General features: G+C 62.4%; 18 protein-coding genes, 1 tRNA gene and 1 pseudogene. 11 read left to right on the top strand and 9 right to left on the bottom strand.

Annotated features, from left to right (window positions below; all coding sequences use genetic code 11):
• Nucleotides 1-10: 10 nt before the first annotated feature.
• Complete coding sequence (locus GFD18_RS04815) at nt 11-376, bottom strand: hypothetical protein (RefSeq protein WP_163198548.1); 366 nt, start codon at nt 374-376, stop codon at nt 11-13.
• Nucleotides 377-382: 6 nt separating this feature from the next.
• Between GFD18_RS04815 and GFD18_RS04810 the strand changes: the two genes are divergently transcribed.
• The 4 genes from GFD18_RS04810 (at nt 383) to GFD18_RS04795 (ending at nt 4,604) form a co-directional block, all read left to right on the top strand.
• Nucleotides 383-456, top strand: a tRNA-Lys gene (locus GFD18_RS04810).
• A gap of 68 nt (nt 457-524) precedes the next feature.
• Nucleotides 525-1,865 (top strand): THUMP-like domain-containing protein, encoded by a 1,341-nt coding sequence (locus GFD18_RS04805; RefSeq protein ID WP_163198550.1) that lies wholly within the window; start codon nt 525-527, stop codon nt 1,863-1,865.
• 221 nt (nt 1,866-2,086) lie between these two features.
• Nucleotides 2,087-3,277, top strand: a complete 1,191-nt coding sequence (locus GFD18_RS04800) for a pyridoxal phosphate-dependent aminotransferase (protein WP_163198553.1) — start codon at nt 2,087-2,089, stop codon at nt 3,275-3,277.
• Between the two features lie 328 nt (nt 3,278-3,605).
• Nucleotides 3,606-4,604: a hypothetical protein gene (locus tag GFD18_RS04795; protein WP_163198556.1), complete on the top strand. Its 999-nt coding sequence runs from the start codon at nt 3,606-3,608 to the stop codon at nt 4,602-4,604.
• Nucleotides 4,605-5,025: 421 nt separating this feature from the next.
• On the opposite strand, the gene GFD18_RS04790 is transcribed toward GFD18_RS04795, so the two are convergent.
• Nucleotides 5,026-5,769: a hypothetical protein gene (locus GFD18_RS04790; RefSeq protein WP_163198559.1), complete on the bottom strand. Its 744-nt coding sequence runs from the start codon at nt 5,767-5,769 to the stop codon at nt 5,026-5,028.
• A 245-nt stretch (nt 5,770-6,014) separates the two neighbouring features.
• Here GFD18_RS04790 and GFD18_RS04785 point away from each other — a divergent pair, with 245 nt between their 5' ends.
• Genes GFD18_RS04785 through GFD18_RS04775 form a run of 3 tightly spaced genes read left to right on the top strand, consistent with a single transcriptional unit; the run spans nt 6,015 to nt 11,596 of the window.
• Nucleotides 6,015-8,768 (top strand): YhgE/Pip domain-containing protein, encoded by a 2,754-nt coding sequence (locus tag GFD18_RS04785; protein ID WP_163198562.1) that lies wholly within the window; start codon nt 6,015-6,017, stop codon nt 8,766-8,768.
• A gap of 1 nt (nt 8,769) precedes the next feature.
• Complete coding sequence (locus tag GFD18_RS04780) at nt 8,770-10,956, top strand: YhgE/Pip domain-containing protein (RefSeq protein WP_163198565.1); 2,187 nt, start codon at nt 8,770-8,772, stop codon at nt 10,954-10,956.
• Nucleotides 10,957-11,011: 55 nt separating this feature from the next.
• On the top strand, nt 11,012-11,596 hold the full coding sequence (locus tag GFD18_RS04775; RefSeq protein WP_163198568.1) for a TetR/AcrR family transcriptional regulator: 585 nt from the start codon (nt 11,012-11,014) through the stop codon (nt 11,594-11,596).
• On the opposite strand, the gene GFD18_RS04770 is transcribed toward GFD18_RS04775, so the two are convergent.
• The 3 genes from GFD18_RS04770 to GFD18_RS04760 all read right to left on the bottom strand — a co-directional run bounded on the left by GFD18_RS04770 (nt 11,593) and on the right by GFD18_RS04760 (nt 15,013).
• Nucleotides 11,593-12,609: a hypothetical protein gene (locus GFD18_RS04770; RefSeq protein ID WP_163198571.1), complete on the bottom strand. Its 1,017-nt coding sequence runs from the start codon at nt 12,607-12,609 to the stop codon at nt 11,593-11,595. The two genes, GFD18_RS04775 and GFD18_RS04770, sit on opposite strands and share 4 nt — an antisense overlap.
• 97 nt (nt 12,610-12,706) lie before the next feature.
• Nucleotides 12,707-13,087, bottom strand: coding sequence for a DUF4186 domain-containing protein (locus GFD18_RS04765; RefSeq protein ID WP_163198964.1), 381 nt, complete (start codon nt 13,085-13,087; stop codon nt 12,707-12,709).
• A gap of 240 nt (nt 13,088-13,327) precedes the next feature.
• Entirely contained in the window at nt 13,328-15,013 is a 1,686-nt protein-coding gene (locus GFD18_RS04760; protein ID WP_225432903.1) for a RecQ family ATP-dependent DNA helicase, read from the bottom strand.
• Between the two features lie 239 nt (nt 15,014-15,252).
• On the opposite strand from GFD18_RS04760, the gene GFD18_RS04755 reads away from it, so the two are divergent.
• On the top strand, nt 15,253-17,808 hold the full coding sequence (locus GFD18_RS04755) for a hypothetical protein (protein WP_163198578.1): 2,556 nt from the start codon (nt 15,253-15,255) through the stop codon (nt 17,806-17,808).
• 206 nt (nt 17,809-18,014) lie between these two features.
• Nucleotides 18,015-18,335, top strand: coding sequence for a hypothetical protein (locus tag GFD18_RS04750; RefSeq protein WP_163198581.1), 321 nt, complete (start codon nt 18,015-18,017; stop codon nt 18,333-18,335).
• A gap of 162 nt (nt 18,336-18,497) precedes the next feature.
• On the opposite strand, the gene GFD18_RS04745 is transcribed toward GFD18_RS04750, so the two are convergent.
• Entirely contained in the window at nt 18,498-21,677 is a 3,180-nt protein-coding gene (locus tag GFD18_RS04745; protein ID WP_163198966.1) for a DUF3427 domain-containing protein, read from the bottom strand.
• 97 nt (nt 21,678-21,774) lie between these two features.
• Nucleotides 21,775-22,206 carry a (deoxy)nucleoside triphosphate pyrophosphohydrolase gene (locus tag GFD18_RS04740; protein ID WP_163198583.1) on the bottom strand — a complete coding sequence of 144 codons (432 nt, stop codon included), beginning with the start codon at nt 22,204-22,206 and terminating at the stop codon, nt 21,775-21,777.
• Between the two features lie 343 nt (nt 22,207-22,549).
• Here GFD18_RS04740 and GFD18_RS11380 point away from each other — a divergent pair.
• A pseudogene (locus tag GFD18_RS11380) lies at nt 22,550-22,651 on the top strand (zinc-ribbon domain-containing protein); the annotation flags it as partial.
• A 180-nt stretch (nt 22,652-22,831) separates the two neighbouring features.
• Nucleotides 22,832-24,010: a hypothetical protein gene (locus tag GFD18_RS04735; protein ID WP_163198585.1), complete on the top strand. Its 1,179-nt coding sequence runs from the start codon at nt 22,832-22,834 to the stop codon at nt 24,008-24,010.
• Between the two features lie 67 nt (nt 24,011-24,077).
• Here GFD18_RS04735 and GFD18_RS04730 read toward each other — a convergent pair whose 3' ends face one another.
• Entirely contained in the window at nt 24,078-24,587 is a 510-nt protein-coding gene (locus tag GFD18_RS04730) for an FMN-binding protein (protein ID WP_163198588.1), read from the bottom strand.
• A gap of 24 nt (nt 24,588-24,611) precedes the next feature.
• A complete protein-coding gene (locus tag GFD18_RS04725; protein WP_163198591.1) occupies nt 24,612-25,412 on the bottom strand; it encodes an ABC transporter ATP-binding protein in 801 nt (266 codons plus the stop codon).
• Nucleotides 25,413-25,435 lie beyond the last annotated feature (23 nt).

Below are 25,435 nucleotides of genomic sequence, written 5' to 3'. Positions count from 1 at the left end.
TATCCGCGATTCATGGTGTTTTTCCGCCGTTTTTGAGGCAGAAAGCGGCGGAAAAACACCATGAATCGCGGATTTCGGGGTCTGCGGACGGTGTTTCGGCCGCGATGCCGCCATGCGCGAACACTCGCGTTTGGCGATGCGGCCGCCATGCCGTACACTGGTAGCCGCGTCGGGCCGTGCATTGCCCCGGGCTCCATTTTTTGCCGCCGAGAGCGGCCCTTGCGCCGACAGGCGCATTCACGGTCTGGCGCTTCCCCTTGTTTTTCCTTTCGCATTGTTGTTCTGCATTTTCGCTTTCCCGATGCGCGTCCGACGAAGCGATGCGTCCTTCGCCTCGGAATTTGCATTTTTCCGACGCATGGCTGTATGATGGCATGTCGTTGCCCCTCTAGCTCAATTGGTTAGAGCAGCGTCCTTTTAAGTCGTGGGTTGTGGGTTCGAGTCCCACGGGGGGCACATATGCGAAGAGCCGGCTGATAAAAAAGCCGGCTCTTCGCATATGTGCCGTCATCTACAATGTTGGCGTGGAAATCAGTCTGGAAACCCGTGAATTCATCCGTGCGCATCGAGACGGCGACGTGCGCGACCTGGCGTTGCATGCCAAGGCCGGCGACGGCGTCGATATGGCCGTCGCGCTCGAGCAGATCGACGGCCGGCAGCGCGCGCGGACGAAGCTTCCCGAGTGGGCTGCGCATGACGGCATCATCTATCCGCCGCATATCTCGATGGAACAGTGTTCGTCGCAGTCGACGGCGCTGTACAAGGCCGATGTGGCGAAGCGGCTGATGACCACCGCTCCGTCGCCGGACACCGATACGACGCTTATCGATCTGACCGGTGGCTTCGGCGTGGATTTCTCGTATATGGCGCGCGCGTTTTCGCAGGGCGTGTATGTGGAGCGTCAGCAGCACCTGTGCGCGATCTCCGGGCATAACATGACGGCATTGGGATTGAAGAACGTCCGTATCGTCAACGCGGATTCGACGGAGCATCTGCGCGGCTCCGCCACGGACCCGTCCGCCACGATGATCTTCATCGATCCAGCTCGACGTGATTCGCACGGCGCACGCACATATGCCATCGCCGACTGCACGCCCGACGTCATTGCGCTGGAGCCGCTGCTGCTCGATCGCGCCCGATATGTGATGGTGAAGCTCTCCCCCATGCTCGACTGGCGCAAGGCCGTGCAGGACCTGGGCGGCGCCGAATTGGTACGCGAGGTGCATATCGTTTCGACGAGCAATGAATGCAAGGAACTGCTCCTCGTGCTGGGCCGGCCGACGGGTAAGGGCGCCGGCGGCGAATCCGGCAATGTCGGCGATCGCAATGTCGGCGATGGCGACGTCATCGACGAAACCGCGAATCGTCACATTCGGATGTATTGCGTCAATGATTCGAAAATAGTCGAATATCATATTGATGAATCCGGCGAAATCGCCGATGACGGAGATAACGACGGCGATGGCGCCGAGTTCAACGGCGCCGCCGATGACGTCTCCGAATATCGATACCTCTACGAGCCGAACGCCTCGATCATGAAGGCAGGATGCTTCGCGCTTATCGAACGACGGTACGGCGTGCGACAGATCGGCGCGAACAGCCATCTGTTCGTATCGAACCGGCCCGTCGCCGGATTCCCCGGCCGCGCGTTCGCCGTCGACGCCGTGACCGGCATGGGCAAGCGCGAGCTCAAGGCCGCACTGGCCGGCGTCACGCATGCGAACATCGCCACGCGGAACTTCCCGATGAACGTGGCGGCGCTGCGCAGGAAACTCAAGCTCAAGGACGGCGGGGAGACGTACATCTTCGCGACGACCGACGCGAAACGACGTCATGTGCTGCTGGTTACGCGGAAGATGCCCTAGGCAAACGCCACGGCTTGATAGAACGAATCCCGTCGAGAAGGCACCCCTCGGTCTCGCCGCGCTCGACAGCTCCCCTCCACTTCGCAGGAGGAGCCAAGAAAAGTGCGGAACGATGCTGCGGCACTTCGCCGCATCATGGTAAAACGGCAAGCATCGGGATACGTGCATAACGTACGCGCGAACAGCGCGTAAGGAACATACGTATAGAACAGGAGCATGGAATGATCAACGAGGATTACAAGGCGATGCTGGGCGGCAAGTCCGTCATCCGCGAGCTGAGCGAATACGCGACCGCGCGCGGCAAGGAAATCGGCTACGAGAACGTGTTCGACTACAGTCTCGGCAACCCGAGCGTGCCCGCGCCTTCCGCGTTCACCGATGCGATGGTCGACCTGTACGCGCACGGCGACCCGGTGGCCATCCACGGCTACTCCCCCTCGCTCGGTATCCCCGAGGTGAAGGACGCCATCGCCGAGAACCTCAACAAGCGCTTCGGCATGAACTACACCGGCAACCACATCTTCCCCACCACGGGAGCCGCCGGCGCACTCGCCCACGCCATGCGCGCGGTGACGAAGCCGGGCGACGAGATCATCACGTTCGCGCCGTACTTCCCCGAATACCAGCCGTACGTCAAGGGCACCGGCGCCCGCCTGACCATCGTCCCGGCCGATACGGAGAACTTCCAGATCAACTTCGAGGCGTTCGAAAAGGCGATGAACCCGGACGTCATGGCCGTGCTCATCAACACGCCGAACAACCCGTCGGGCGCCGTGTATTCGGCGGCGACGCTGGAGAGGCTGGCCGGCATCCTGCGGGCCAAGCAGACGGAATACGGTCACGACATCTTCCTCATCAGCGACGATCCGTACCGCGAGATCGTGTTCGACGGCGGCGAGCAGGCGTATCCGTCGAAGTTCTACGACAACACGCTCAGCTGCTACTCGTGGTCGAAGTCCCTCTCGCTGCCGGGCGAGCGCATCGGCTACGTGGCCGTGAACCCGGCCGCCACCGACGCCGACCTGCTCGTGCCGATGATGGGCCAGATCTCGCGCGGCACCGGCCACAACTGCCCGCCGAGCTCCATCCAGCTGGGCGTCTCCAAGGTGCTCGACAAGACCGCCGACCTTTCCGTGTACGAGACGAACATGAACCTGCTGTACGACGCCCTGACCGGCATCGGCTTCGACGTGGTGCGTCCCGGCGGCACGTTCTACATCTTCCCCAAGGCCCTCGAGGACGACGCGACCGCGTTCTGTCTCAAGGCCAAGGAGCACGACCTCATCCTCGTGCCGTCCGACAGCTTCGGCGTGCCCGGCTACTTCCGCATGGCCTACTGCATCGACACCGAAAAGGTGAAGCGTTCCATCGGCGCCCTGGAGAAGTTCGCCCACGAAGAATACGGTCTGTGAATCAGCGCATTACGCACCAATTCACCTGCGGCGCGTAGGCAGATGCCGCCGACGCGCCGCCATGACCGTATGACACCGCAAATCGGCTCGTGACGCGTGCGGCATCGGCCGGCCAGAGAACGAAGGCGTACAAAGGTACGTCAAGTTCTCTGGCCGGACGATGCCACTCCGCCACGAGCCGATTTCAGGTCTCGTTCAGGAAGCTTTCACGATACGTCGGCAAAAGTCGCAGGGGATGTTGCGCGACGATTCAGTCGGTCTTGCGACGGGCGTCGTTTACTGAGAATCAGCAGTACAACGAATGTTTCCCGCCCCAAGGAAGTGCACCATGACCGATAACGGCTCCAACGCAGCCAACTCCAACCCCAATCCCAACGTCACCAACGCGAACAATGGCACCGGCGGCAACGCCGGCGATACGACCATGACCGAGGCCACCGCGCCCATCGCCGGCACGGCCGGCGTCAACGCGACCGGCACCGGCAAAGCGGACGGCCTCGAGACCGGCGACCCCCAGACGGTCGTGCTGGACCCTCAGTCGAAGAAGGCGCAGGAGGCACCGACCGAAACCGTGCAGCCGGTGCGGCCGATTCCCTCGAAGGATGCCCGACAGAACGCAGGCGGGGCCGCGAGCCCGTCGGCGTTCGGCGCACAGACGGCGCAGACACCGACGACGCAGTCGCAGCCGTCATACCAGCAGTCCACAACGCAGACGCAGCAGACGTATGCGGCATCGGCATATGCCGGAACAAACGCGTCGTATGCCGCGCCGGCGAATTCATCGGCGGCCGCACAGCCGCAACCGACTGCAACCGGTCAGTATCAGTCGGCGCAATACCAGACGGCCGCCCATCAGACGCCTCAGTACCAGTACCAGTCGGCGGCACAAACCCAAGGCGCCGCAAACACCATGGCGCCGAACACCGCAGCATCAAACGGCGCGGCACCCGGCCCAGCCACGAAGACCAAGACCAAGGGCAAGGGATTGGCTGCGATCACCGAACTGAAGGGCCGCAGCCTCGCACTGGTGGCGGCGATCGCACTGGTGTGCGGCCTGCTGGGCGGGTTCGGCGGCTCGTACATATTCTCGCAGACGCACAAGCCCGGCAATATGCCCGGATACGGACGCTCGATGCAGATGCCGGGATATGGCAACGGCAATGGCTACAGCAACGGTTCGGGAACCAACGGATACAGCGGCTCCGGCTCAAACTCCGGGTCCGATTCCAATTCCGGCTCCGGCTCGGATTCCGGTTCCGGCAACTCGAACGGCTCCGGCAGCAGCTACGGCTCCTCCTACGGCCAATACAGCGGCGACGCCATGTAATCCGCATTCATAACCATCCGAACGGCATCCGCCGACCGGAATCATGGAAAGGGTCGGCTTCCTCATCCGGGAAGCCGACCCTTTCGCATACCCGCCTTTCATGTCATACGCGCCGGTCCTTGTTTTCCGTGACTGTTGTATGAGACGGCAGCCACAATGCGGACCGAACGATGGACTGCGTTGCATTATCAGCGTCTTGCATCGCAGTCCATGAACAATACAGCGAGTTCATTGTAAAAACGTTGAAATCATGCGGTTTTGCAATCCACAATCATCATTCGTCGATGGATTCGACAGCATTTTCCCCGATATGCATCGCAATCCATGAGATTGACGTCGATATCGATGGAGCACGCCGAATTTTCAGTGTTTTACACCTGAATCCATCAGCCGTGCGAATGACGCCCCATCGCACGGCGATTTATTCGATGGTATTGATGGTGCCGCCCCACGAATGCTGCAGTTTTTCTATCTTGCTTTGTTCGCCAACGAGAATCCACTGTTTGCCGATGAGCATGGCGTATTTGGTGGAGCCGACCTCGCCGGAGTACTGGTCGAGGAGCTTGGAGGCCTGAGTGGCGAGCGGGGCTTTGTAGAGGCCGATGGCGGAGGAGTTGTCGAAGATGGCGTAGGCGACGCGGGTCTGCTTGCACAGATAGATGGCCTTGACGCCGGGGTATTGGCTGGCGTTGACGCTTTGCCATTTGGTGGTGCAGGCGCCGAAAACGCCTTCGACGCCGCTTTGCATCTCCTCGGTGTTGCTGATGGGCGCCTCATCGCGGACCTCGGGCTTGACGACGCCTTCGGAGAACAGATTGCTGGTGACGAGACCGGCGCACATCATGAGCAGGGCGAGGACGATGGCGAGGATTCCCCATGACGACGCGGCGCTGCGGCGGTGGCCGGCGGGCGCGGTGACGCGGGCGACGATGACGAGGACGAGCGTAAGCACGGCGAGGACGCCGGCGATGATGGTCCATGTGGTGAGCGTCTGGTCTTTGACAACGGGGACCATCTGCGGGGCGACGCCACGGATGGCAACGGCGAGGCCGGCGAGCACGGTGAGGATGCCGGCGACGGCGCAGAGCGGATTCCATGGGGCGGCTGGGCGGCGTGCGCCGCGATGCGAACGACGGTTGTCTTCTCCGGCATGATATGTGGCCATGACGATTCCCCTTCGCTTGAGATGGCGGCGGTCTGTCGCCGCTCCCAGTATAGGGGTCGTGATGTGGGCGTTCTGCGGTTGTCGAACACTACGCTTACCGTAGTGCTACGGAATACGTAGTGCTCGATTCCATGACCGCGCAGCCGGCCGGCATACATGCCGCGGCCGGCGCGACGGCATGGAACGACTCAGCCGAAAACGGCACAACGGCATGGGAAACGTGCATAGATGGGAGCGGGGAGTCCGTGGGAAATGTATTGCGTCTGGTCAAACGCGACCTGCTCCGACTGCTGAGGGTGCCCGCAGCCTGGGTGATCTGCGTCGGTCTGGTCGTCATCCCGTCGCTGTACGCGTGGTTCAACATCGTCGGATTCTGGGATCCGTACGGCAACACGAAGTCGATTCAGGTGGCCGTGGCGAACGAGGACGAAGGCACGAGCAGCGATATGCTCGGCAAGCTCAATCTCGGCGACCAGATCGTGGAGAGCATGAAGTCGAACGACCAGTTGGGCTGGCATTTCGTCAGCCGGGCCGATGCGCTCGACGAGGTGAAGTCGGGCCGCAGCTACGCCGCGTTCGTCATCCCCAAGGATTTCAGCAGGAATCTCGCCACGCTCGTCTCGGGCGATTTCAAGCAGCCGAAGCTCGAATACTTCGTGAACGAGAAGGCGAACGCCATCGCCCCGAAGATCACCGACATCGGCTCGACCACGCTGGACACGCAGATCAACAACACGTTCGTCTCCACGGCCAGCCAGGTGATCACGGCCACGGTGAACGACAAGATAGCGCAGGTGCAGGGCAAGGCCCGCACCGCGCAGTCGAACGCGACGAAGACGCTCGGCAAATCAGTCGGCAACCTGCAGTCGGCGCGAGACTCCATCGCCGACCTCGATTCCACGGTCGCGGCGGCCCGCACGAAGGCGGCCGGCGCGAAGACCACGCTGACCCAGGCGCAGAAGCAGGCGGCAGTGCTGAGCCAGGGCCTGCAGGGCACGGCGAAGCTGCTGACGTCGACGAGCAACGACCTGACGAAGTTCTCGTCGTCGATGTCGTCGACACTCGACCAGGGTTCGCGGCTGCTGTCGCAGTCGTCATCGAAGGCTAACGTCTCCGTGGGCACGGTGGCGGGCAAGATCACCGCTGCGAAGGGCACGGTCGATTCGGCCATCGAGACCGGCAAAAGCGTGAACGAACGCAATGCGGAGGTCATCACGGCGCTTGAATCCATCGAACAGTCGCTGCCCGAGAACTCGACGGTGCGCACGCAGCTGCATCAGCTCATCAACGGCCGCAACGGCGACGGCGTGACCGGACTCAAGCACGACAACGAAGCCACGAAGCAGACGCTCGACAATCTTTCGACGCTCAGCGACGACACCGGCAGGACGGCGACGTCGGTCGCGGGCGCCACGAACGGCCTCGACACGGCCGTGCAGAACACACTGACGACGGTGGACGGCTACCGAGCCACACTCGGCGACACCACCATGCCGCAGGTCAACTCCGGGCTGGCGCAATTGAGCTCCACGGCCAGCGGCCTGAGCGGCGCCATCGAACGCCAGCAGGGACTGGTCGACCAGACGTCGGCCGTGCTCGACCAGCTCGACTCCACGCTCGCCACCACGGCCAAGGCCCTCGAACAGACCGACGCCACGTTGGGCGACATCGAAACCGACCTCAAGACCGCGCAGACCGACGTGACCGCACTGTCGACGTCGGACGCGTGGAGGAAGCTCACCTCGAACGGCCGGCTCGACGCCACGAAGATCGCCGACTTCATGTTCTCCCCCACCACGCTCAAGACCGATACGCTCTTCCCCGTGAACTCGTACGGTTCGGGCATGGCGCCGCTGTTCACCGACCTTTCGCTGTGGGTGGGCGCGTTCGTGCTCATGGTGATCGTGAAGCTCGAGGTGGACGACGAGGACATCGACGGCCTGACCATCGGGCAGAGCTATCTCGGCCGCTGGCTGCTGCTCGCCATGTTCGCCATCGCACAGGGCGTCATCTGCTGCGTGGGCGACCTCGTCATCGGCGTGCAGGCGGCGAACGTGCCCGCGTTCATCGCGACCGGCGCGCTCACCTCGCTCACGTACCTGAGCATCACGTATTCGCTCTCGACCACGTTCCAGCACGTGGGCAAGGCGTTGTGCGTGCTGCTCATCATCGTGCAGATCCCGGGCGCCTCCGGCCTCTACCCCATCGAGATGATGCCGGGGTTCTTCCGCCATCTCTACCCGTTCTTCCCGTTCACGTACAGCATTGACGCGCTGCGCGAGACCATCGGCGGCTTCTACGAGAACCACTATGCGACGGCCATCGCCCACCTGTTCGTGTTCATTGCGGCGAGCTTCGTTCTTGGTCTGGCGCTGCGCCCGTACCTGACGAACCTCAACCGCCTGTTCGCCCGCGAAATCGAGCAGAGCGACATCATCATCGGCGAGAAGGTCGAGACGCCGTTCCGCCGGTACCGCTTCTCGCAGGCCATCCGCGCGCTGTCGAACCGCGCCGAATACCGCGCGGCCATCCATCACCGGGCCATGAAGTTCGCCCGCCTGTACCCGCGGCTCAAGATCGGTGCGATCGTGGCCGGCATCATCGTGCCCATCGCGCTGATCGTGCTGTTCTCCGTGAGTTCGAACTTCGTGGATGCGAGCCGCAAGGTGGTGATCCTGGCCGCGTGGGCGCTGTGGATCCTGCTGATGATCGGCTTCCTCATCGCCATCGAGTACATCCGCGACAACATCCAACGGCAGATGATGCTCGGCTCGATGAAGGACGAGGACATCCGCGCGTTGTTCTCCGTGCGCAGCAGGCTCAGAGGGCTGGCACTGCCGATGGTCGCGCCGCGTGCCGCTTCCGGCGGCGCGAACGCACGCCGTCCGAAGCACACGGCTCCGGACGCGGCCGCCGGCTCCGCGACGGACAATCCCGACAGCAGCGGCAACGACGACAATGCCGCCAACGACGACAACGGCAACGGAAAGGAGATGTGAGATGAGGACGATCTGGCGTATCTTCACCGGCGATCTCAGGCGCATCACCAGCAACGTCGTCTCGGTCATCATCGTCATCGGACTGGTCGCGCTGCCCTCGCTGTTCACCTGGTTCAACGTGGCGGCCAGCTGGGATCCGTTCAGCAGTACGAAGAACCTGCAGTTCGCCGTGGCGAACACCGACGAGGGATACAAGAGCGACCTGATTCCGATGAAGGTGAACGTCGGCGACCAGGTGATCTCGGCGCTGCGCGCGAACTCCCAGCTCGACTGGACGTTCACCACGAAGGACGACGCCATCGACGGCACGAAATCCGGCAAATACTATGCCGCCGTCGTGATCCCGAAAAGCTTCAGCACCGACATGATGACGTTCTTCTCGTCGGACGTGCAGCACGCGAAACTGACGTATTACACGAACGAGAAGAAGAACGCGCTCGCGCCGAAGGTGACGGGACAGGGCGCCGACCAGGTGGCCGCACAGATCAACACGCTGTTCACGACCACGCTTTCGGACGTGGCGCTCAACATCGTCTCCTCGCTGTCGGATTACCTTGACGACGCCGACGTGCACAGCAGCATCGCGAACCTCGCCACGCATATCGACGAGATCTCGGGACAGTTGGACGACGCCGCCACGACGGTTGGCACGTATTCGTCGATGACCGATTCGGCGCAGTCGCTTATCGTGAACTCGTCGAGGCTGCTCAAACAGGCGTCGTCCTCGGCCGAGGACGTGGGCGGCACGATGAAGGGCGCGAAGCAGGCCGGTTCCACAATCACCGGGGCGCTCAAGGATTCCACGTCGGCGCTGTCGACGGCGCTGCAGTCGAGTTCGGGCAGCTACGCGGCCGTGGCCGACGACATCGCCTCCGTGTACGACGCGGTGGATACGCAGAGCGCGGATTCGGCGAAGGCGCTGCGCGACCAGGCGTCGACCATCAACGACCAGATCACCGGATACCAGCAGGTGTTGCAGGATCTGAAGGACCTGCGCGCGGCGCTGCAGACCCATGTGGGGCAGACGTCCGTGGACCGCGTCATCACGCAGTTCGAGGGCGTCATCACCCTGCAGACGAACCTGAAGAACAAGCTGCTTGACGCGGCCACGAGCATCGAGAACGGCAACGCCGACGCGCAGAAGGACCGTGACGCCATCGCCGACCTCGCCAAGCAGGCGAAGACCGGCGTGGCCGGATTGAAGACCGACTTCGACAAGGACCTCAAGCCGCAGATCGACAAGCTGGCCGGCAACGTGGCGCAGACGGCCTCCTCGCTGAACGCGAGCGCCGCGAACCTGAAGACCGCGGTGAACGACCTGGCGAACTCGTCGCAGTCGGCGGCCTCGAAGCTGACGAACACGCGCAAGACGCTCGACGCCACGAGCGACGACCTGCGCGATGCGGCGAACAGGCTGAAGGCCACGTCGAAGAACATCACGTCGGCGCTGAACAGCGGCGACAACGCCACGCTGAAGAAGGTGCTGGGCGGCGACGCCGAGTCGCTGGCGCAGTCCATCGCCTCGCCGGTGGGCGTGACGCGCACGGCCGTGTTCCATGCCGAGAACTTCGGTTCGGCGCTGAGCCCGTTCTATACGTTCCTGCCGCTGTGGGTGGGGTCGCTGCTCATGGCGGTGACATTGAAGACGTCGGTCTCGCGGCGCATCCGCGAGGCGCTGCCGGGCGCGAGGCCGCATCAGATGTACCTCGGCCGGTTCGGCGTGTTCGCCGTGCTGTCGCTGTTGCAAAGCACCTGCGTATGCGCGGGCAATCTGCTGTTCCTGCGCGTGCAGGCCGAGCATCCGTGGCTGTACATGCTGTCCGGATGGCTTTCCGGCCTCGTGTTCATCTTCATGATCTACACGCTGGTCGTCTCGTTCGGCAACGTGGGCAAGGCCATCGGCGTGATATTCCTCGTGCTGCAGATCTCGGGCGCGGGAGGCGCGTACCCGCTGGCGGTGATGCCGCAGTTCTTCCAGGACGTCAGCCCGTTCCTGCCGGTCACGCACTCCATCAACGCGATGCGCGCGGCCATGTTCGGCATCTACAACAACGACTACTGGCGTCAGATCGGCATGCTGCTGCTGTTCATCCTGCCGACGCTGCTGCTCGGCCTTGTGCTGCGCAAGCCGCTGGTGCGGTTCAACAAGTGGTATGTGAGCACGATCGAAAGCACGAAGCTGCTGTAGCGAATACACGCGAATACACGATTGCGATAGAACGCGATAGGGAAAGAAGGGAATGATGACCACCCAGCGCGGGGAACGCACCCGCAAGGAGACCGACCGGAAGATCATGCAGGCCACGCTGGCCATTGCGCTGACGAAGGGCGTCGGCGGCATCTCCATCGAGGAGATCGCACGCCGGTCGGGAGTGGCGAAGACCACCATCTACCGCCGGTACAACAACGCCGACGACCTGCTGCGCAAGATCAGCGCGCTGGAGATCTCCTCGTCGCCGGAGCTGGCCGGCCTCGAACCGACGCGCGAGAACCTGACGCTGATGCTGCGGCGAATGGTGGAACGGTACGTCTCCAGCGTGGGCGTGAAAGCCATCGGCATCATCCTGACCTCCGACGACGAGTTCTTCCAGCGGCTCGTGCAGCAGGCCATCAGGCCCGAGGAGGAGACGTTCGCCACGTTCTTCCAACGCGGCATCGAACTCGAACGGTTCCGCGCCGACCTGAACGCGAAGTTCCTGTTCGACACCATGCTCGGTTCGATGATCGCCTGCGAGGCGCTACGCGGCTCGGTCGACGAGGACTGGCCCGAACGCATGACCGCCATGGTATGGCCGTCGATCGCGACGAATGCGCCGACCGAACGCTAGATGGTGTCGCGGCTGCCGGAGTCGGCGAGCTCGTCGAGCCGCTGCAGGTCGCCGCCCCACGCGTCGTGGAGCTGCTTCATGTCGGCGTTCTTGCCGATGACCATCCACGTGTCGTCGTGCAATACGGCGTAGTCGCCGAGCGAGTCGGTGACCGTGGCGTCGAACGTGTCGTCTCCCTGGGCGAGGGAACGCTCGAGCGTCGACACCATCTGCCGGGTGTCGCCGGTGGTGTCGAACATCAGCAGTATCTCGTCGTCACCACAGGTGTAGGCACCGTCAAGACCGGGGATGGAGCTGGACTCGGAGCCGCCGCCAAGCGCACTGTAGCCGCTGATGTCGGTCCATAGGCAGCTGCTTCCGGTGATGGAGGAGATGTCACGCTGCATCTGGTACGGATCGTCGAAGGGGACGGAATCATAGCCCTGCCGGCCGGCGGCAGACGTGCCGTCGGAGTGGTCGGCGATGATGCCGAAGCCGGCCAATACGAAAAACACGACGAACACCAGCGCCGCGATGCCGCCGACCACGGAGACGGCGATGATGACGCCCGTATTGCGTTTCTTCGGCTGCGACTGCATCGGAGGCACCGGCTGACTGGGGCAGCCGTAGGCGGGGTACGCCGGATACGGCTGCTGCGGCATGGCGGGGTTCGCGGACTGCTGCGGGCCTGTGAAGTTCGCGGTCTGCTGCGGCATCGGCGTCGGCGGCAGCGGCGACTGATAGGGAGTCGGCTGCCGGTAGGGCATCTGCATGGCCGGCGATTGCGCCGCCGTGACCGTATACGGGTTCGGGGCATACGGCATCGCGGGATTGGGCATCGGCGCGGGATTCATGCCGGCGGGGCCGTTCACCCGTTCGCCGGATTTCGTGTAGTGCCCGGGGGCCTGGAACTGATCGGGCCGCAGGGGCTTGCCCGAAACGGCATACTGATCGGGCACGGTGTACGCCGCCGGCTGCGACTGCGGCTGCGTTTCGGACGGCACGAAATCAGGCTCTTGCTCGGGATTGCTCATGCCCCCATCCTACCCATGGCCGCGCGGGCGGCGGCCATTTGGCCTCTTTTCGGCCGTCAGCCGAGAGAAGCGCGAAGCATCGGGAACGATCCGACGGTCATGCGCTGCGGGAACGGTCAGCGGCACCGGGAACATCCGGGTGTCTCGTCAGGTCGCGGTCGATCCATGCCATCACCACTGCGGCGAGCCTGTCGATCTCCTCGACGGTCAATGCACGGCCTTTGGGGATGTGATGCCACTTCTCGATGCATCCCCGGCAGCAGGTGGCGGTGGCGTGCTGCGCGGTGAACACCGGATGCCCGCGCCACGGCGTCTGCTTGCCGTCCTTGTACGGCTGGGCCGGTCCGACCCGTTTGGCCAGCATCTCGTGCGCGTGACGGTCTATCGTCGCGCGGCCCTTCGCACGCGCGTAGGCGCGGTCCTTGGACGACAGCACGAATCCGGCGCGGAACTTCGATGTGCCGAGCCGTTGCAGCATCGACTCCGCGTAGGCGGCACAGCCATCGTCGGAGGAGGCAATGGATTCGGCGGAAGCATCCGAGCCGACGCCGTCCGCGTTATCGGCGCTTGCGCTGTCGGCACGCGGCTTGTCGTCCGTGCGATCATCATTCGGGGTCCCGCCGAAATCCCCATCCCCGAAATCCAGCATCGGCTGGCTATATCCGTTTTCCGCCGTTTCATCACCGCGCATAGCTTCTCGCCTCTTTTTGCCTGGGAATCAGTCCTTGTCGGTGCCGAACAGTGCCGCATACGTGGAATTGGAGGACTTGCGCAGATCCTTGCCGCTGCGGCCATACGAGCCGGACGACGAATCGGAATCGTCGTCGAAATCACCATCGTCGTAACCGCGACGGCGGCCATGCCGCTTCCATCCGCCACGACGGCCACGGCCGCCGTATCGGCCACGCGAATCCTGCGCGTCGTCCGACGATCCCCAGCCGTCCGAACTGCTGACCTCGCCGTAGCCGTCGTCGATATCGTCATAGTCGGAGGCATGACGGAACCGTTTGCGCGACGAGCCGTCGCCGGAACCATAACCGCCGCCGTTGCCGTATCGGCTGCGGGAGCCGGACGAACCGCCGAAGTTCGACGTGTGCGCGGCGCGCGGACGCGCCGCTCCCCCGCCGAGGCAGTTCGAGCATTTGCCGCATTTCGCGGCGGCCGGCTCCTCGCCGAAGTATTTCAGGAACGCCGCGCGCAGACAGCCGTATGAGCGGCAGTACCGTTCCATGGCGTGCAGCCGCTCGAACGCGGCGGACCGTGCCGCGCTCTGCTCGCCGGCGTCCATGGCGTCGTTGTTGAACGATTCGTCGATGCGCTTCTCCAACCATTCGAAGTCGTCGTCGCTCCACAGCAGCAGGCTTACGGATTCCTTGCCGTCACGGCCCGCTCGACCGGCCTCCTGATAGTATTCCTCGATGCTGTCGGTGGCGCCGTCGTTGATGACCCATCGAACGTCGGGCTTGTCGACGCCCATGCCGAATGCGGTGGTGGCGCACATCACCTGGATCTCGCCGGAAAGGAAGCGGTCCTGCACCGGCCCCTTGTCGGCTTCGGCCATACGCGCGTGGAAATGCGCCGCGGCCACGCCGGCGTCGAGCAGCGTCTGCTCCAGTTCCTCGGTGCGCTTGCGGCTGTTGCAGTACACGATGCCGCACTGGCCCTTGTGGCCGAGCGCCCAGGCCACGATCTCGTCCTCGCGGTCCCATCTGCCGACGTATTTCGTATCGAATCGGATGTTCGGCCGGTCAAAGGTCGTGTTCACACGAACGGGATCGCGCTGGCCGAGGTTCTCGCTGATCTCGGTGCGCGTGGACGGCGTGGCCGTGGCGGTGAACGCGGCGATGCGCAGACGCGGTTCGGTGGTGGGACGCTCAGGGAGGGAACGCACGAACTTGCTGATGTCAAGGTATGCGGGTCGGAAGTCCTGTCCCCATTGCAGTACGCAGTGGGCTTCGTCCACGGCGATGAGATCTATCGGCATACGATTGGCGAACGTCGAGAAATCACGGGTTTTCAGCCGCTCCGGAGCAACGTACAGCAGTTTGAGTCCGCCGGCGAGCGCCTTGTCGTAGATGGCGCGACGCTCGGCGACGCTGGTGCCGGCGTCGATGAGCGCGGCGGGGATGCCGCGGCGTTCGAGCGACTGCACCTGGTCGCGCATGAGCGCGCGCAACGGCGTGATGACCAGCGTGAATCGCAAGGCCATGGCCGGCAGCTGGTAGCATACGGATTTCCCGGCACCGGTCGGCAGTACGGCCAATACGTCGTGACCGTTCATGATGGCGTTGACGACGTCGGCTTGGCCCGCGCGGAAATCATCGTATCCGAAGAAGCGTTTCAGCGCGTTGCGGGCGGGAGCCGTATAGTCGCGGTCGCCCGTCTTTTCGGCTGTACGATTCATGTCGTCCACGGTGTGCCGCCTTTCCCTGCATCTGCTGCGAATCGTACCATTATGCGGCGCAATTATGGGGTGTGTGCAAATTACCGGCCGTTGGCCGAATATTCATAGTGCGGTTACAGTAAGCTTCATTGCAAAAGTGTTCGCGCGCAGACGCGACGAATCGTGCGGCGGCCGTATGGACGGCCGGGCCTCCGATTCGGGAAGTCGAGCGCAGCCTCAGAGAAGGAATCATACGAATCATGCCCGAAAGACTGGCGAAGCCGGAGAAGTTCTGCCCGAAATGCGGCGCTTTGCGGGGATTTGGCACGCAGTTCTGCATGACCTGCGGATATCGGTTCCCTCTGAACGACGCGGACGGCAACGCTGCGGACGGCGGTTCGGCCGCTTTCGACGGCGGCCGTGATGAACGTGACATCCCCCAGTCGCCGGCGGAGATCACCGTTGTTTCGCAGACGGGGTCCATTCCTCCCGTGCAGGATGCACCGGCGATGGTGACGGCTGCCGGCGCGGTTCCGGTGGCGGTTGCACCCGCAACGCCTGCAATGCCCGCATCCGATCCGGCCCCGGCGCCAGCGACCGCAGCTCCGGCGGCCCTTGAGGAAACGGCCGCTTTCGACCCGCTCGCCGAATTGGACGAGCCGACGGTGCCTGCCTCCAGTTCTGCGACCCCTGCCGCCGCTCCGGCTCCGGCGCCGGCGGCACCCACGTCGGTTCCCGCCCCGCCGGCAACATCACCGGCGCCGCTCGAAGAGACCGCGGCGTTTGATCCGCTCGCCGAATTGGACGAGCCGACCCCAACCGCCTCCGCTCCTGCGAATTCCGCGATTCCCGCGAATTCCGCAGCATCGTCTTCTGCGGCACCGTCCTCCGACAAGCCCTCCGACAAGCCGGTCGACAAGCCGGTCGATGCGGCCGCGCAGCTGATTCCGCCGCTGACCATGTTCGGCGTCTCGCATGAGAAAACGGCGGCACCTACGTCGACGCACGGTGCGTCGGCACCGGCCGCAGCACCGGCAACGGTGGCGGCAACGGAAGCGTTCACGCCGATTGCGCCGACATCAACGCCATCGCCAGCGGCCACACCGGATGACGGTGCGACGCAGGCGATGCCGACCATCGCCATTCCCCGACCGTCGACGGGCTCCGCACCTGCGGCGAGGACCTTGTCATCGGCGCCGACGCCGGCCGGCACGCAATCGATGGCGACGACTCCCCTGCAGCAGACGACCAATGACACCGCCAATACGACGGCCATTCCCAACGGCGGCAACGGCATTGCATCCGGCAGCCTGAACGACGACGGCCTGGGCCCGCTGATGATGGACCCCTCGGTCGGCAGCGCGTCGCTGGCCGCATTGGCGTCGCCTGCGGAAGACTCCGGTATGACGACCGCTGCGCCGAACGCCGGTCAGGCAGTACGGACGTCTGTGCCGGCACAGGCAGAGACACCGACACCGGCATCGGCATCGGCATCGGCATCGGATGACCAGGCCACGGCCGTAATCAAGCCGATCGGAGCCTCGCATACGGCGGCCCCCTTGCCGAAGCGATTGACAGGAACCGGCCTCGCCGGCATCAACAAGGGTTCCAAGACCGACGAGCCGCAGGAATCCAAGGGACTGAAGGCCCTCAAGGACCTTTGGGGCTCCAAGGGCGTAAAGGCCCAGGATGGCGTGCAAGGCCCGAAGGAACCGTCGGGTACGCAGGAACTGCCGCGCCCGAAGACGCCACCGAACCCGAAGTCACCGGCGAAGCCGAAGCGGCCGCTTGACGCCAAGTGCCGTCGTATCATCATGATCGCCGTGATCTGCGTGGTCGCACTGGTGCTGGGTGGCGGCGGCTACGCGCTGTGGGCGCGTCATCAGCACGCGACGGCACTGGCCGACTGCACCGCCGCACAGGCGAATCTCACCGACGCCAAGAAGGCGCTGGACGCCACGTTGGAGAACGTCAAGTCGACGGCCGGCATCGACAAGTCGAAGCTCGCCGACGCCTCGACGCTGACCGATCTGAAGGGCCTTATCGATGAGGGCGCGGCCCAGAAGGCACCGGCCGATCCATGCGCCTCGAATCTTTCGACCAGGCAGTTGACCGACAACACCACGACGGTTTCGGCCAAGGCCAAGGCGTTCTCGACGCTGAACGTCCAGCTGAACAAGGCCTCCAAGGCGGTGCAGGCCAGCCAGGAGAAGAAGCTGCTGGACGATGCGCGCGCCTCGCTGGTCGACACGTACGCGAAGGCGGAGAAGCTCATCAGCGACGCGACCGGCAAGGTGGCGGACGCCTCCACGCTCACCGCGCTCAAGCAGGCCGCCACCGCCGCGAAGAAGATCGTGGCCGGCGGCGAAGGCGAGAAGACCGACGTCGACGAGATCAACACGCAGATCAAGGCGCTACAGGCCGCAATGACCAAGGTGAACGAGTCGGTGAAGGCCAAGCAGGCCGCCGACGCAAAGAAGAAGGCCGACAAGACGCATTGCGCGACCATCGCCGGCGGCTACAGCGGATTCAAGGTGAGCATGTCGCTTACCGTGAAGGCCGACTGCAGCGTGACCTGGAAGCCGAGCAAGGGCAATTCGACCGACGCCACCTACGTGGCCGAATCGTACAAGGGCTCCGACGGCACCTACACGTGGAAGCTCTCGAACGGCAAGACCGTGACGCTCTACCCGGCCGGCAAGAGCTCGCCCATCATCACCAAGGCGTACTCGGGCGACAAGAGCAAGGCCGACGAGCTGAAGAAGCTCACCGCCAAGACCACGATCGAAACCGACGGCAAGGCGTATACGAAGTAGGGCCGGGGACGGCGAGCAGACGAAAACAGGCAGACGAAGAGAGAATCGGAGAGTCTGCCATTTGCTAAATCACGATTTAGTAAATCATAATTTAGTAAATCGTGATTTAGCAAATGGTTGTGGATCGGTTGTTCTCGTTTTCGTTCTTCGGCATCGTTGGGAGTCCGATGGCCGTACCGTATTATCACGAAGCGGAAAGGACAGCGATGCCATCTGAACAGGACGTAATCATGACGACCTGCGCTGCCTTGGAACATCTGAAATCACGGACCATGATACCGATTGCCGGCCCGTGCAACGTCTATCGTCTGGATTCCGACCTGTACGTCACCGAGGACGACTGGCTCAATGTTTTCCATGGCATGCCACGGTGGGCTTCCGATGCCTTCGTTCTCTGGACGAACGGGCATGCTCCGAACGAAATCGCCGCAACAGTCAACGAAAGTGGATATCAGGCACTGCATCAGGCCGCATCTGCTTCCATCACAGAAGCTGATGCAGAATGCTTCTTCACCGCCATCGAATAACACTGCAAACCATGAAGGAGTTTCAGCCATGACAGACCTCCAACACGGTGAGCGATGCTGTCATCGTACATCGCAGACCGCGGTCACTCACTGAATCCGGCCATGAACACGCGTGCATTCGACTGTTTCGCGGTCGAATTCAGTGAGAGACATCTCTGTCCCCTATCCCTCGTAATTGCCGGAGATATGGCGGTACAGTTCCGCGTCAAGCGGGCGGGCCAAACGCAACGTGGAGAGCGTGACGTTGACGGTTTTCTCACCGCTGGCATCGGACTTCGTCGTCAGTTCGGCATTTTCCAGCGCAGCCACATGACCGACGTAGTAATACTTCTTGTCGTCGGCCTCTTCACGGCGCATGACGAAGAGCGGAACGAAATGCTCGTGTGCCTCTTTACCGGTCCCTTCACGCATCCACTGGAATTCAGGCGAATTCGGTGTGCGCCCGTTCTTGCTGAACCATGCCATCTCCTGCGGATTGAGGAACCGATCCTCGTATTGGCTGGCCGCATACTTTACGAAGATGGGCATGGTGTTGGTTTCCTTGTGACGGAAATATCCGCCGACGTTCTGCCCGTTGAGTTCCTTATGCCAACCGCACAGTCGCATGACATCAGCGAGCGCATACTTCTGTTCGTATAGGAATCCGCGATCGAACGGACGCCTGTTTTCGCGGGCCGTGGCATAGAGATCACGACAATTGCGCAGGCCGACCCGCAATGCATCAGCGAAGGAAATACGGAAGGTTCGATTCGATGCCAGCATATCGGTGAAGGCCTCCGTAAGCCGGCACATGCCGTTGTCATCGCGTTCAACCAAGGGCGTACCGCCAAAGCGCTTACGGCTGGCGTCGAAATACGAGTAGTCGAGCACGTGAAGGGCCGATTCGAACTGGTCCGACGCCATGTAGGCTTCGGGGAACCGTTCGCGTATGGAATCGACGAGGGCGCTGTCATGCACTGCCGAGGCGGGGCGCCATGTCGAGGCCGACGTATCTGCAGTATCGCCGAGATATTCATTGGAAAATCGGCATAATTCGTCAAGAATCACCAGTTCGTGCGGCCGCAGGCCCGGCAACAGAACCGATGTCGCCATCTTCAATATGCCGTTCTCTACATCAGAGACCGGTTCAAGCTGATCGAGAAAATCACCGTCGGCATTCTTGCCATGGCTCAGACTCTGCTCCCGAGAGCGCACGAATTCGAGATAGTTGCTTTTCTTCGCGGCCAGTGTCAGTGGCAGCGACGGGTCATAGTCGTAGACGTCCACGAGCATGGGGATGCGGCCATATTCGTAGCGAATCTGCCGGTATTGCTCGGTCAGTTTCTTCATATCGGACCAGTCGGCCGTGTCCAGCGATTTGAGGATACGCTCCTTTGCGATCGGGTCGAAGCTGATGGACGACAATCCGATCGACGAACGTTGCAGGTTCTTCCTTGCGATGTCGCGATCGCCGGTGTTGCCGTACAACGCGACCGGAATGAGGTAGTTGTTCGCATAGTTGCCGATGAAGTCGATGACGACGACGCGGTCCTTATGGGGAAACTTACGCAGGCCACGGCCCAGCTGCTGGGTGAAGATGATGCTGGATTGCGTGTTGCGCAGCATCACGATCTGATTCAGCGCCGGAATATCGACACCTTCATTGAACAGGTCGACGGTGAAGAGGTAATCCAGTTCGCCGCTCTCCAGCTGCCTGATCAGCGGCTCGCGGTCCTCCTGCTTGGGGTATCGACTGCTGGTGACCGCCGCCGTGCGGTAATTGCGTTCGGCCTGCTGGTTGTACTGTTGGTTGAACAGGTCGGAAAGCCGTTCGGCCTCCTCCTGCCGGCTGCAGAACACCAATCCTGTGATCTGCTGATGGTACTGCCCGTACTGTTGCAGCTTGTCGATGATGTATCGGACTCGTTCCTTGGTCGCCAGCTGGTTGATCTCATAAGTGAGCTGACTGTTCTCCTTGGCGGTGGCCCCGTGCGCGACGTCGATGGATTCGCCGTCATCTCCCAGGTATTCAGCCACGCCATGATATTCGAACGGGCACAGCATGTCCTCGTCCAACGCCTTTTGCAAGCGGATTTCATAAGCGATGTTGTACCCGAACAGCTCGAAGATGTTGATGCCGTCGGTACGTTCCGGCGTGGCCGTCATACCGAGCATGAAGTCGGCATCCCTGAAATGGTCCATGACACGCTGATAGCTGACGGCACCGGCATGATGCACCTCGTCGACAAGAATGTAGTCGAACTCGTCGGACGCGAATTGTTCCAGCACATCGGGGCGACTCAAAGTCTGAACGGTGGCGAACACGTATTTACGGTCGTGCTCCTTGCTGCCGCCAGTGAAGAGTCCCAGCTCATCGTCAGGGCAGCCAAGCACACGCTGGTAAGACTTCATCGCCGCCTTGAGAATCTGATGCTGCTGCGCAATATACAGCATTCGTTTCGGATGATACTGTCTTACATCAAACGCCGACAGATAGGTCTTGCCGGTGCCGGTGGCGGAAACGATGATTGCACGGTGCTCACCCTCGTCACGCAGCTTCTGCAGGTTGGTGAGCGCCTCCCTCTGCATCGCATTCGGCTTGATATCGCGGTTCTTCAGTGATTCAAGGACTTCACGACGCGGAGGCGCGTACTTTTTAAAGTCCTCTTCGTATTGTTTGATCCACTCTTCGGTGAGCGGCTCGGACTCGCTGATCTGCGCATCCAGTTCCTCGCGGAACTGACGGACCAACTCGCCCTCGGGCAACGACGAGACCTTGAGATTCCATTCGCGCTGGGTGCCGTTCAGCGCGGTTTCGGTGAGGTTGGAGCTGCCTACATACAAATTGAAATACGGGTCTCCGCTTTTGGACCGCCGCGTGAACACATAGCCTTTGGGATGAAAGTTCGGGGCTTTTCCGCTGCCGGATTCCGATTCGTCATGCCAGATGCGCACGTCGATATCGGTCTTTTCCTGTATTTTGAGCAGATCCCAGAAAGCTTTCGGGCTGTTGAAAAAGTTCTTTGTGGAAGTGATGATACGGCCTTTGGAACCTCCGACTGCGGCTCGAGAATCATGCCAATCATACAGTTTCTGCTGAAGGCCACCTACGGCGCCGGCGCTTACGAACGCAACCGACATATCGAAAGCATCGCAATCGGAGAGTTCGGACTCGAGCTCGTCCTTCATGGTATGGCCAGGCCGGTTCGCGATCAGCTTGGGCGCATACTGCCCCGTGACATCGGCATTGGCACGAATCAGACCGGAGAATACATCATCCTGAACGATATCGACCAGTTTTTCCTGTACGACCGAATGCGTATCTGGATTATCCGCATCGGAAGCCGGCAACGGCAGCCGCATCTGTTCCGACGTATCCGTTCGCGGGGATTCCTCGATGAAGGAATCCATCTGCTGAGGGTCGATGTACTTTCCGGCCTTGTGGTCACTCATACGATACTCACTTCCCCATGAAATCCATCGTCGAGATCATGCTTACGGCCTTGTGGTCAGCCGGCGCCCAGTCGAGCGACGGCATGTCGGCCGGCTTGAGCCAGCGGAACTGCTGATGTTCTGTGCGGCGCGGCTCGCCGGAAAGCAGATGACAGATGAACACGGTGAGCGTGACGGTGCCGAAATCGTAGTCATACGAATCGGTGCACACCTCGTCACCGATCTCGACCTCGCACAGAAGCTCCTCCTCGATCTCGCGATGCAGGGCCTCGCGCGGGGTCTCGTGCGGCTCGATCTTGCCGCCGGGGAACTCCCACTTGCCGCTCAGCTGCTTGCCGCCGCCGCGCTGTGCGCACATCACCTCGCCGTCGCGCACAATCGCCGCGCCGACCACGCGAATCTGCTTGCGCGGGACGGTCGCACCAGCGTCCGCCGTCATGGTTCCGTTCGTCGAATTCTCGGCCATATGTTCCTGTATCTCCTCGTCTCAACCGACTAACCACGATACCGATCACCAGGATACCGGCCGGCGGGCGCAAAGCACGGCAATCACATCGTTGCCACGCACGGCGATGATTGTCATGCGCGGCAGAGGCCGCCTCCATATCGAATCGATGACGTACCGCATGTGTGCAGCGAAATAACGGCCGTCGCGCAAAGGACCGTCAATCGGCCAAGACCGGCGATAAGGGGGTAGGCTGGAAAATTAGGGAATGCCGTGCGAGCCGGTCAAGGATGGTCGGCGAGTGTGACGGCGCAAAAGTTTCGCGGCGACAAGCGGAATGGAGAGGAACGAGATGAGCGGCAACAAACGACCGGTGAGATTCTGCCCGAAATGCGGCTCCCCGCGACAGGAGGATTCGGGATTCTGCATGAACTGCGGCCACGCGTTTACGCAGCCGGCGAATTCGAATACCGCGTCCGGAACAAGTGCGGCACCAGCGCCGGCGCCAAATACACCGGCATCGTCACCTGTTCCGGCTCCGGCTCCTGCACAACCGGTTCCGGCTCCTGCACAACCCGTTCCCGCACCCACCGCAGTGCCGCTGCCCAACGGGGCCGTAGTGTCCGCCAATGATGGGGATGCCGCCTCGGGAGCCGCGACCGGCGGCATCGATGCCGCCGCCCCGACGCCCGGACCGGCATCCGACTCTTCTTCCAAGACCAAGCCGACGAAGAAGACCATCGCAATCATCGCGGCTGCCGTCGTCGCGGCGATCGTCATCGCCATCGGGGTGGGCGTGTACATACATCGGTCGAAGGAGAACGCCTACAACACGGCGCTTACGGCCTGCAACGACGCGACGGCCAAGCTCAAGGAGTCCAAGACGACGATGGGCAAGTCGCAGAAGGCCGCGCAGGAGGCCGCCAAGACCAAGAGCGACGATCTCAGCGACGCCTCCACGCTCGACGACCTGAAGAAACTGCCCGGCACCGGCGAAGGCTCCACGGTGAACGACCTCACCCGCACCGCGCCGACGACCGACAACGATTCCGACGACTCCTACTCGTGCAGTCCGGACCTTACCGCCAACATTCTTTCGGACCATGCCAACTACATGAACGACGAAGCCGACGAATACACCGACGTCGCCAAGAAATTCAACAAGGCCACGAAAGCCGTGAACAAGTCGAAGGAGGAGAAGACCTCGCAGACGGCGAAATCCACGCTGCAGAACGCCATCTCGGACGCGCAGTCGATGCTGAGCAGATCCAACGGCAAGGTAACGGACAACGCCACGCGCACCGCCCTGCAGCAGGCGATCGACGCCGCGAAGAAGACGCTCGACTCCTCCGATTCCGATGCCGCGGCCATGACCCGTGCCACGTCGAATCTGAAGGCCGCCATCAGCAAGGTCAGCGATTCGATGCAGGCCAAGGAGAAATCCGACGCACAGAAGAAGGCGCAGGAGCAGGCTGCGGCAGCCGACAAGACGCGATGCGTGTCGATTGCCGGCACGTACGGCATGTGGCAGGGCAGCCCGCAACTGACCGTCAGCGCCGACTGCAGCGCCACGCAATCCGACGTGACCGGCGGAGGCGGCTGGTCCGGCACCTATGTGGCGAACTCGTACCAGTCGGGAACATGGAAGCTGTCGAACGGCAAGACGCTCACCTACTACCCCGCCGGCACGACGTCACCATGGATCAAGCAGTATCTGGCGAGCACCGGCGGAGGCCCGGGACCAAGCCAGGCGCAGATCGAAACGTCGGACGGCACTCCATACGTCAGACTCAACTGACGAATCGCCGAATATCGCCGTATCTCGTGATTCGCGTGTGGAACGCCCGCGCACGAATCACGATTTTTTATTCGGAGGCCTGCTGACGGGCGAGGTCGAGGGCCTTGTTGAAGGCGTCGGACGTCCAGCTGGCGCCGGCCACCTTGTCGACCTTCATGCCCTTGAGCGGCTTGCCCTCCACGACACCGGGAATGGCCTTGATGAAATCGTTCTGGTGGTTCTTCGAAATCACGGTGAACGGATGCCCGACCACCTGCACATCGGCGACCTTGCCATCGGCGATCTTCAACGTGACGTCGATGCTGTCCTCGCCGACCGGGCCATACTGGCCTTTGATGGAGTAGGTGCCGTCCTTGTATTTGCCGGTGTCCTTGCCGGTCGCCGACGCGGATGCCGAAGCCGACGCGCTGCTGCTCGCAGACGGCGACGACGTGGATTCACCGGAGCTGCCGGCGTATTCGTCGTCCATCGGAACGGCCTTGGACTTGGGATCGCCGCAGCCGCCGAGCAACGCGCTTGCCACGACCAGACCGGCGAACGCCGCGGCCGCGGTCTTGACGGAAGTCTTATTGGTCAATGTGGTCTCCTTCCGAAAAGAAGTCTAGTCGACGTCTCCGCCGGTCTTGGCGGCCTTGGTGGGGTCTTCGAAACCAATCGGGGTGTCGCCGCTCTGGGCGCCCTCGGCCTTCGAGCCGGTGGACGCGGGCTTGCCTCCGGCCGCCTCGTACGCCTTGCGCGCCTCCTCGTCGTTCCACTTCTCGCCCACGAGCACGCCGTGGTTGAGCATGATCTCGCGCTCCGCACAGCTGGCGACAAGCGCATCGTGCGTCACGACGATGATGGTCGTGCCCTGCTTGTGCAGGTCGCGGAACAGGTCGAGCACGATCTTCTCGTTCTTCTCGTCGAGGTTGCCGGTGGGCTCGTCGGCGAGGATGAGCTTCGGGCAGTTGATGAGCGCGCGGGCGATGCACACACGCTGCTGCTCGCCGCCGGAAAGCTGGCCGGGCAGATGGTGCGCGCGGTCGGCGAGGCCGACCTTGTCGAGCGCCTCCATGGCCTGCTTTTCGTTGACGACGGAATGGTAGTACTGCGCGACCATCACGTTTTCAACAGCCGTCAGATGCGGCACGAGATAGAACTTCTGGAAGACCAGACCGATGAGGTTCTTACGCACGTCGGCCAGCTGCGAAGCATTGAGATCCTCGAGCTTGCGGCCCTCAAGCGAGACGGAGCCCTTGGACGGCGTATCCATGCAGCCGATCATGTTCATGAGCGTGGTCTTGCCGGAGCCGGACGAGCCGACGATGGCGAGCCATTCGCCTTCGGGCACGGTGAGCGACAGGTCGTCGACGGCGTGCAGCGAGCCATAGATCTTCGAAATGTGGTCGAGTTCAAGAAGCATGGGAGATTTCCTTTTGTGGTATG

Origin of the sequence: Bifidobacterium saimiriisciurei (assembly GCF_010667655.1) — a bacterium.
Classification (GTDB): Bacteria; Actinomycetota; Actinomycetes; order Actinomycetales; family Bifidobacteriaceae; genus Galliscardovia; species Galliscardovia saimiriisciurei.
This window is presented reverse-complemented; position numbering and strand designations above follow the sequence as displayed.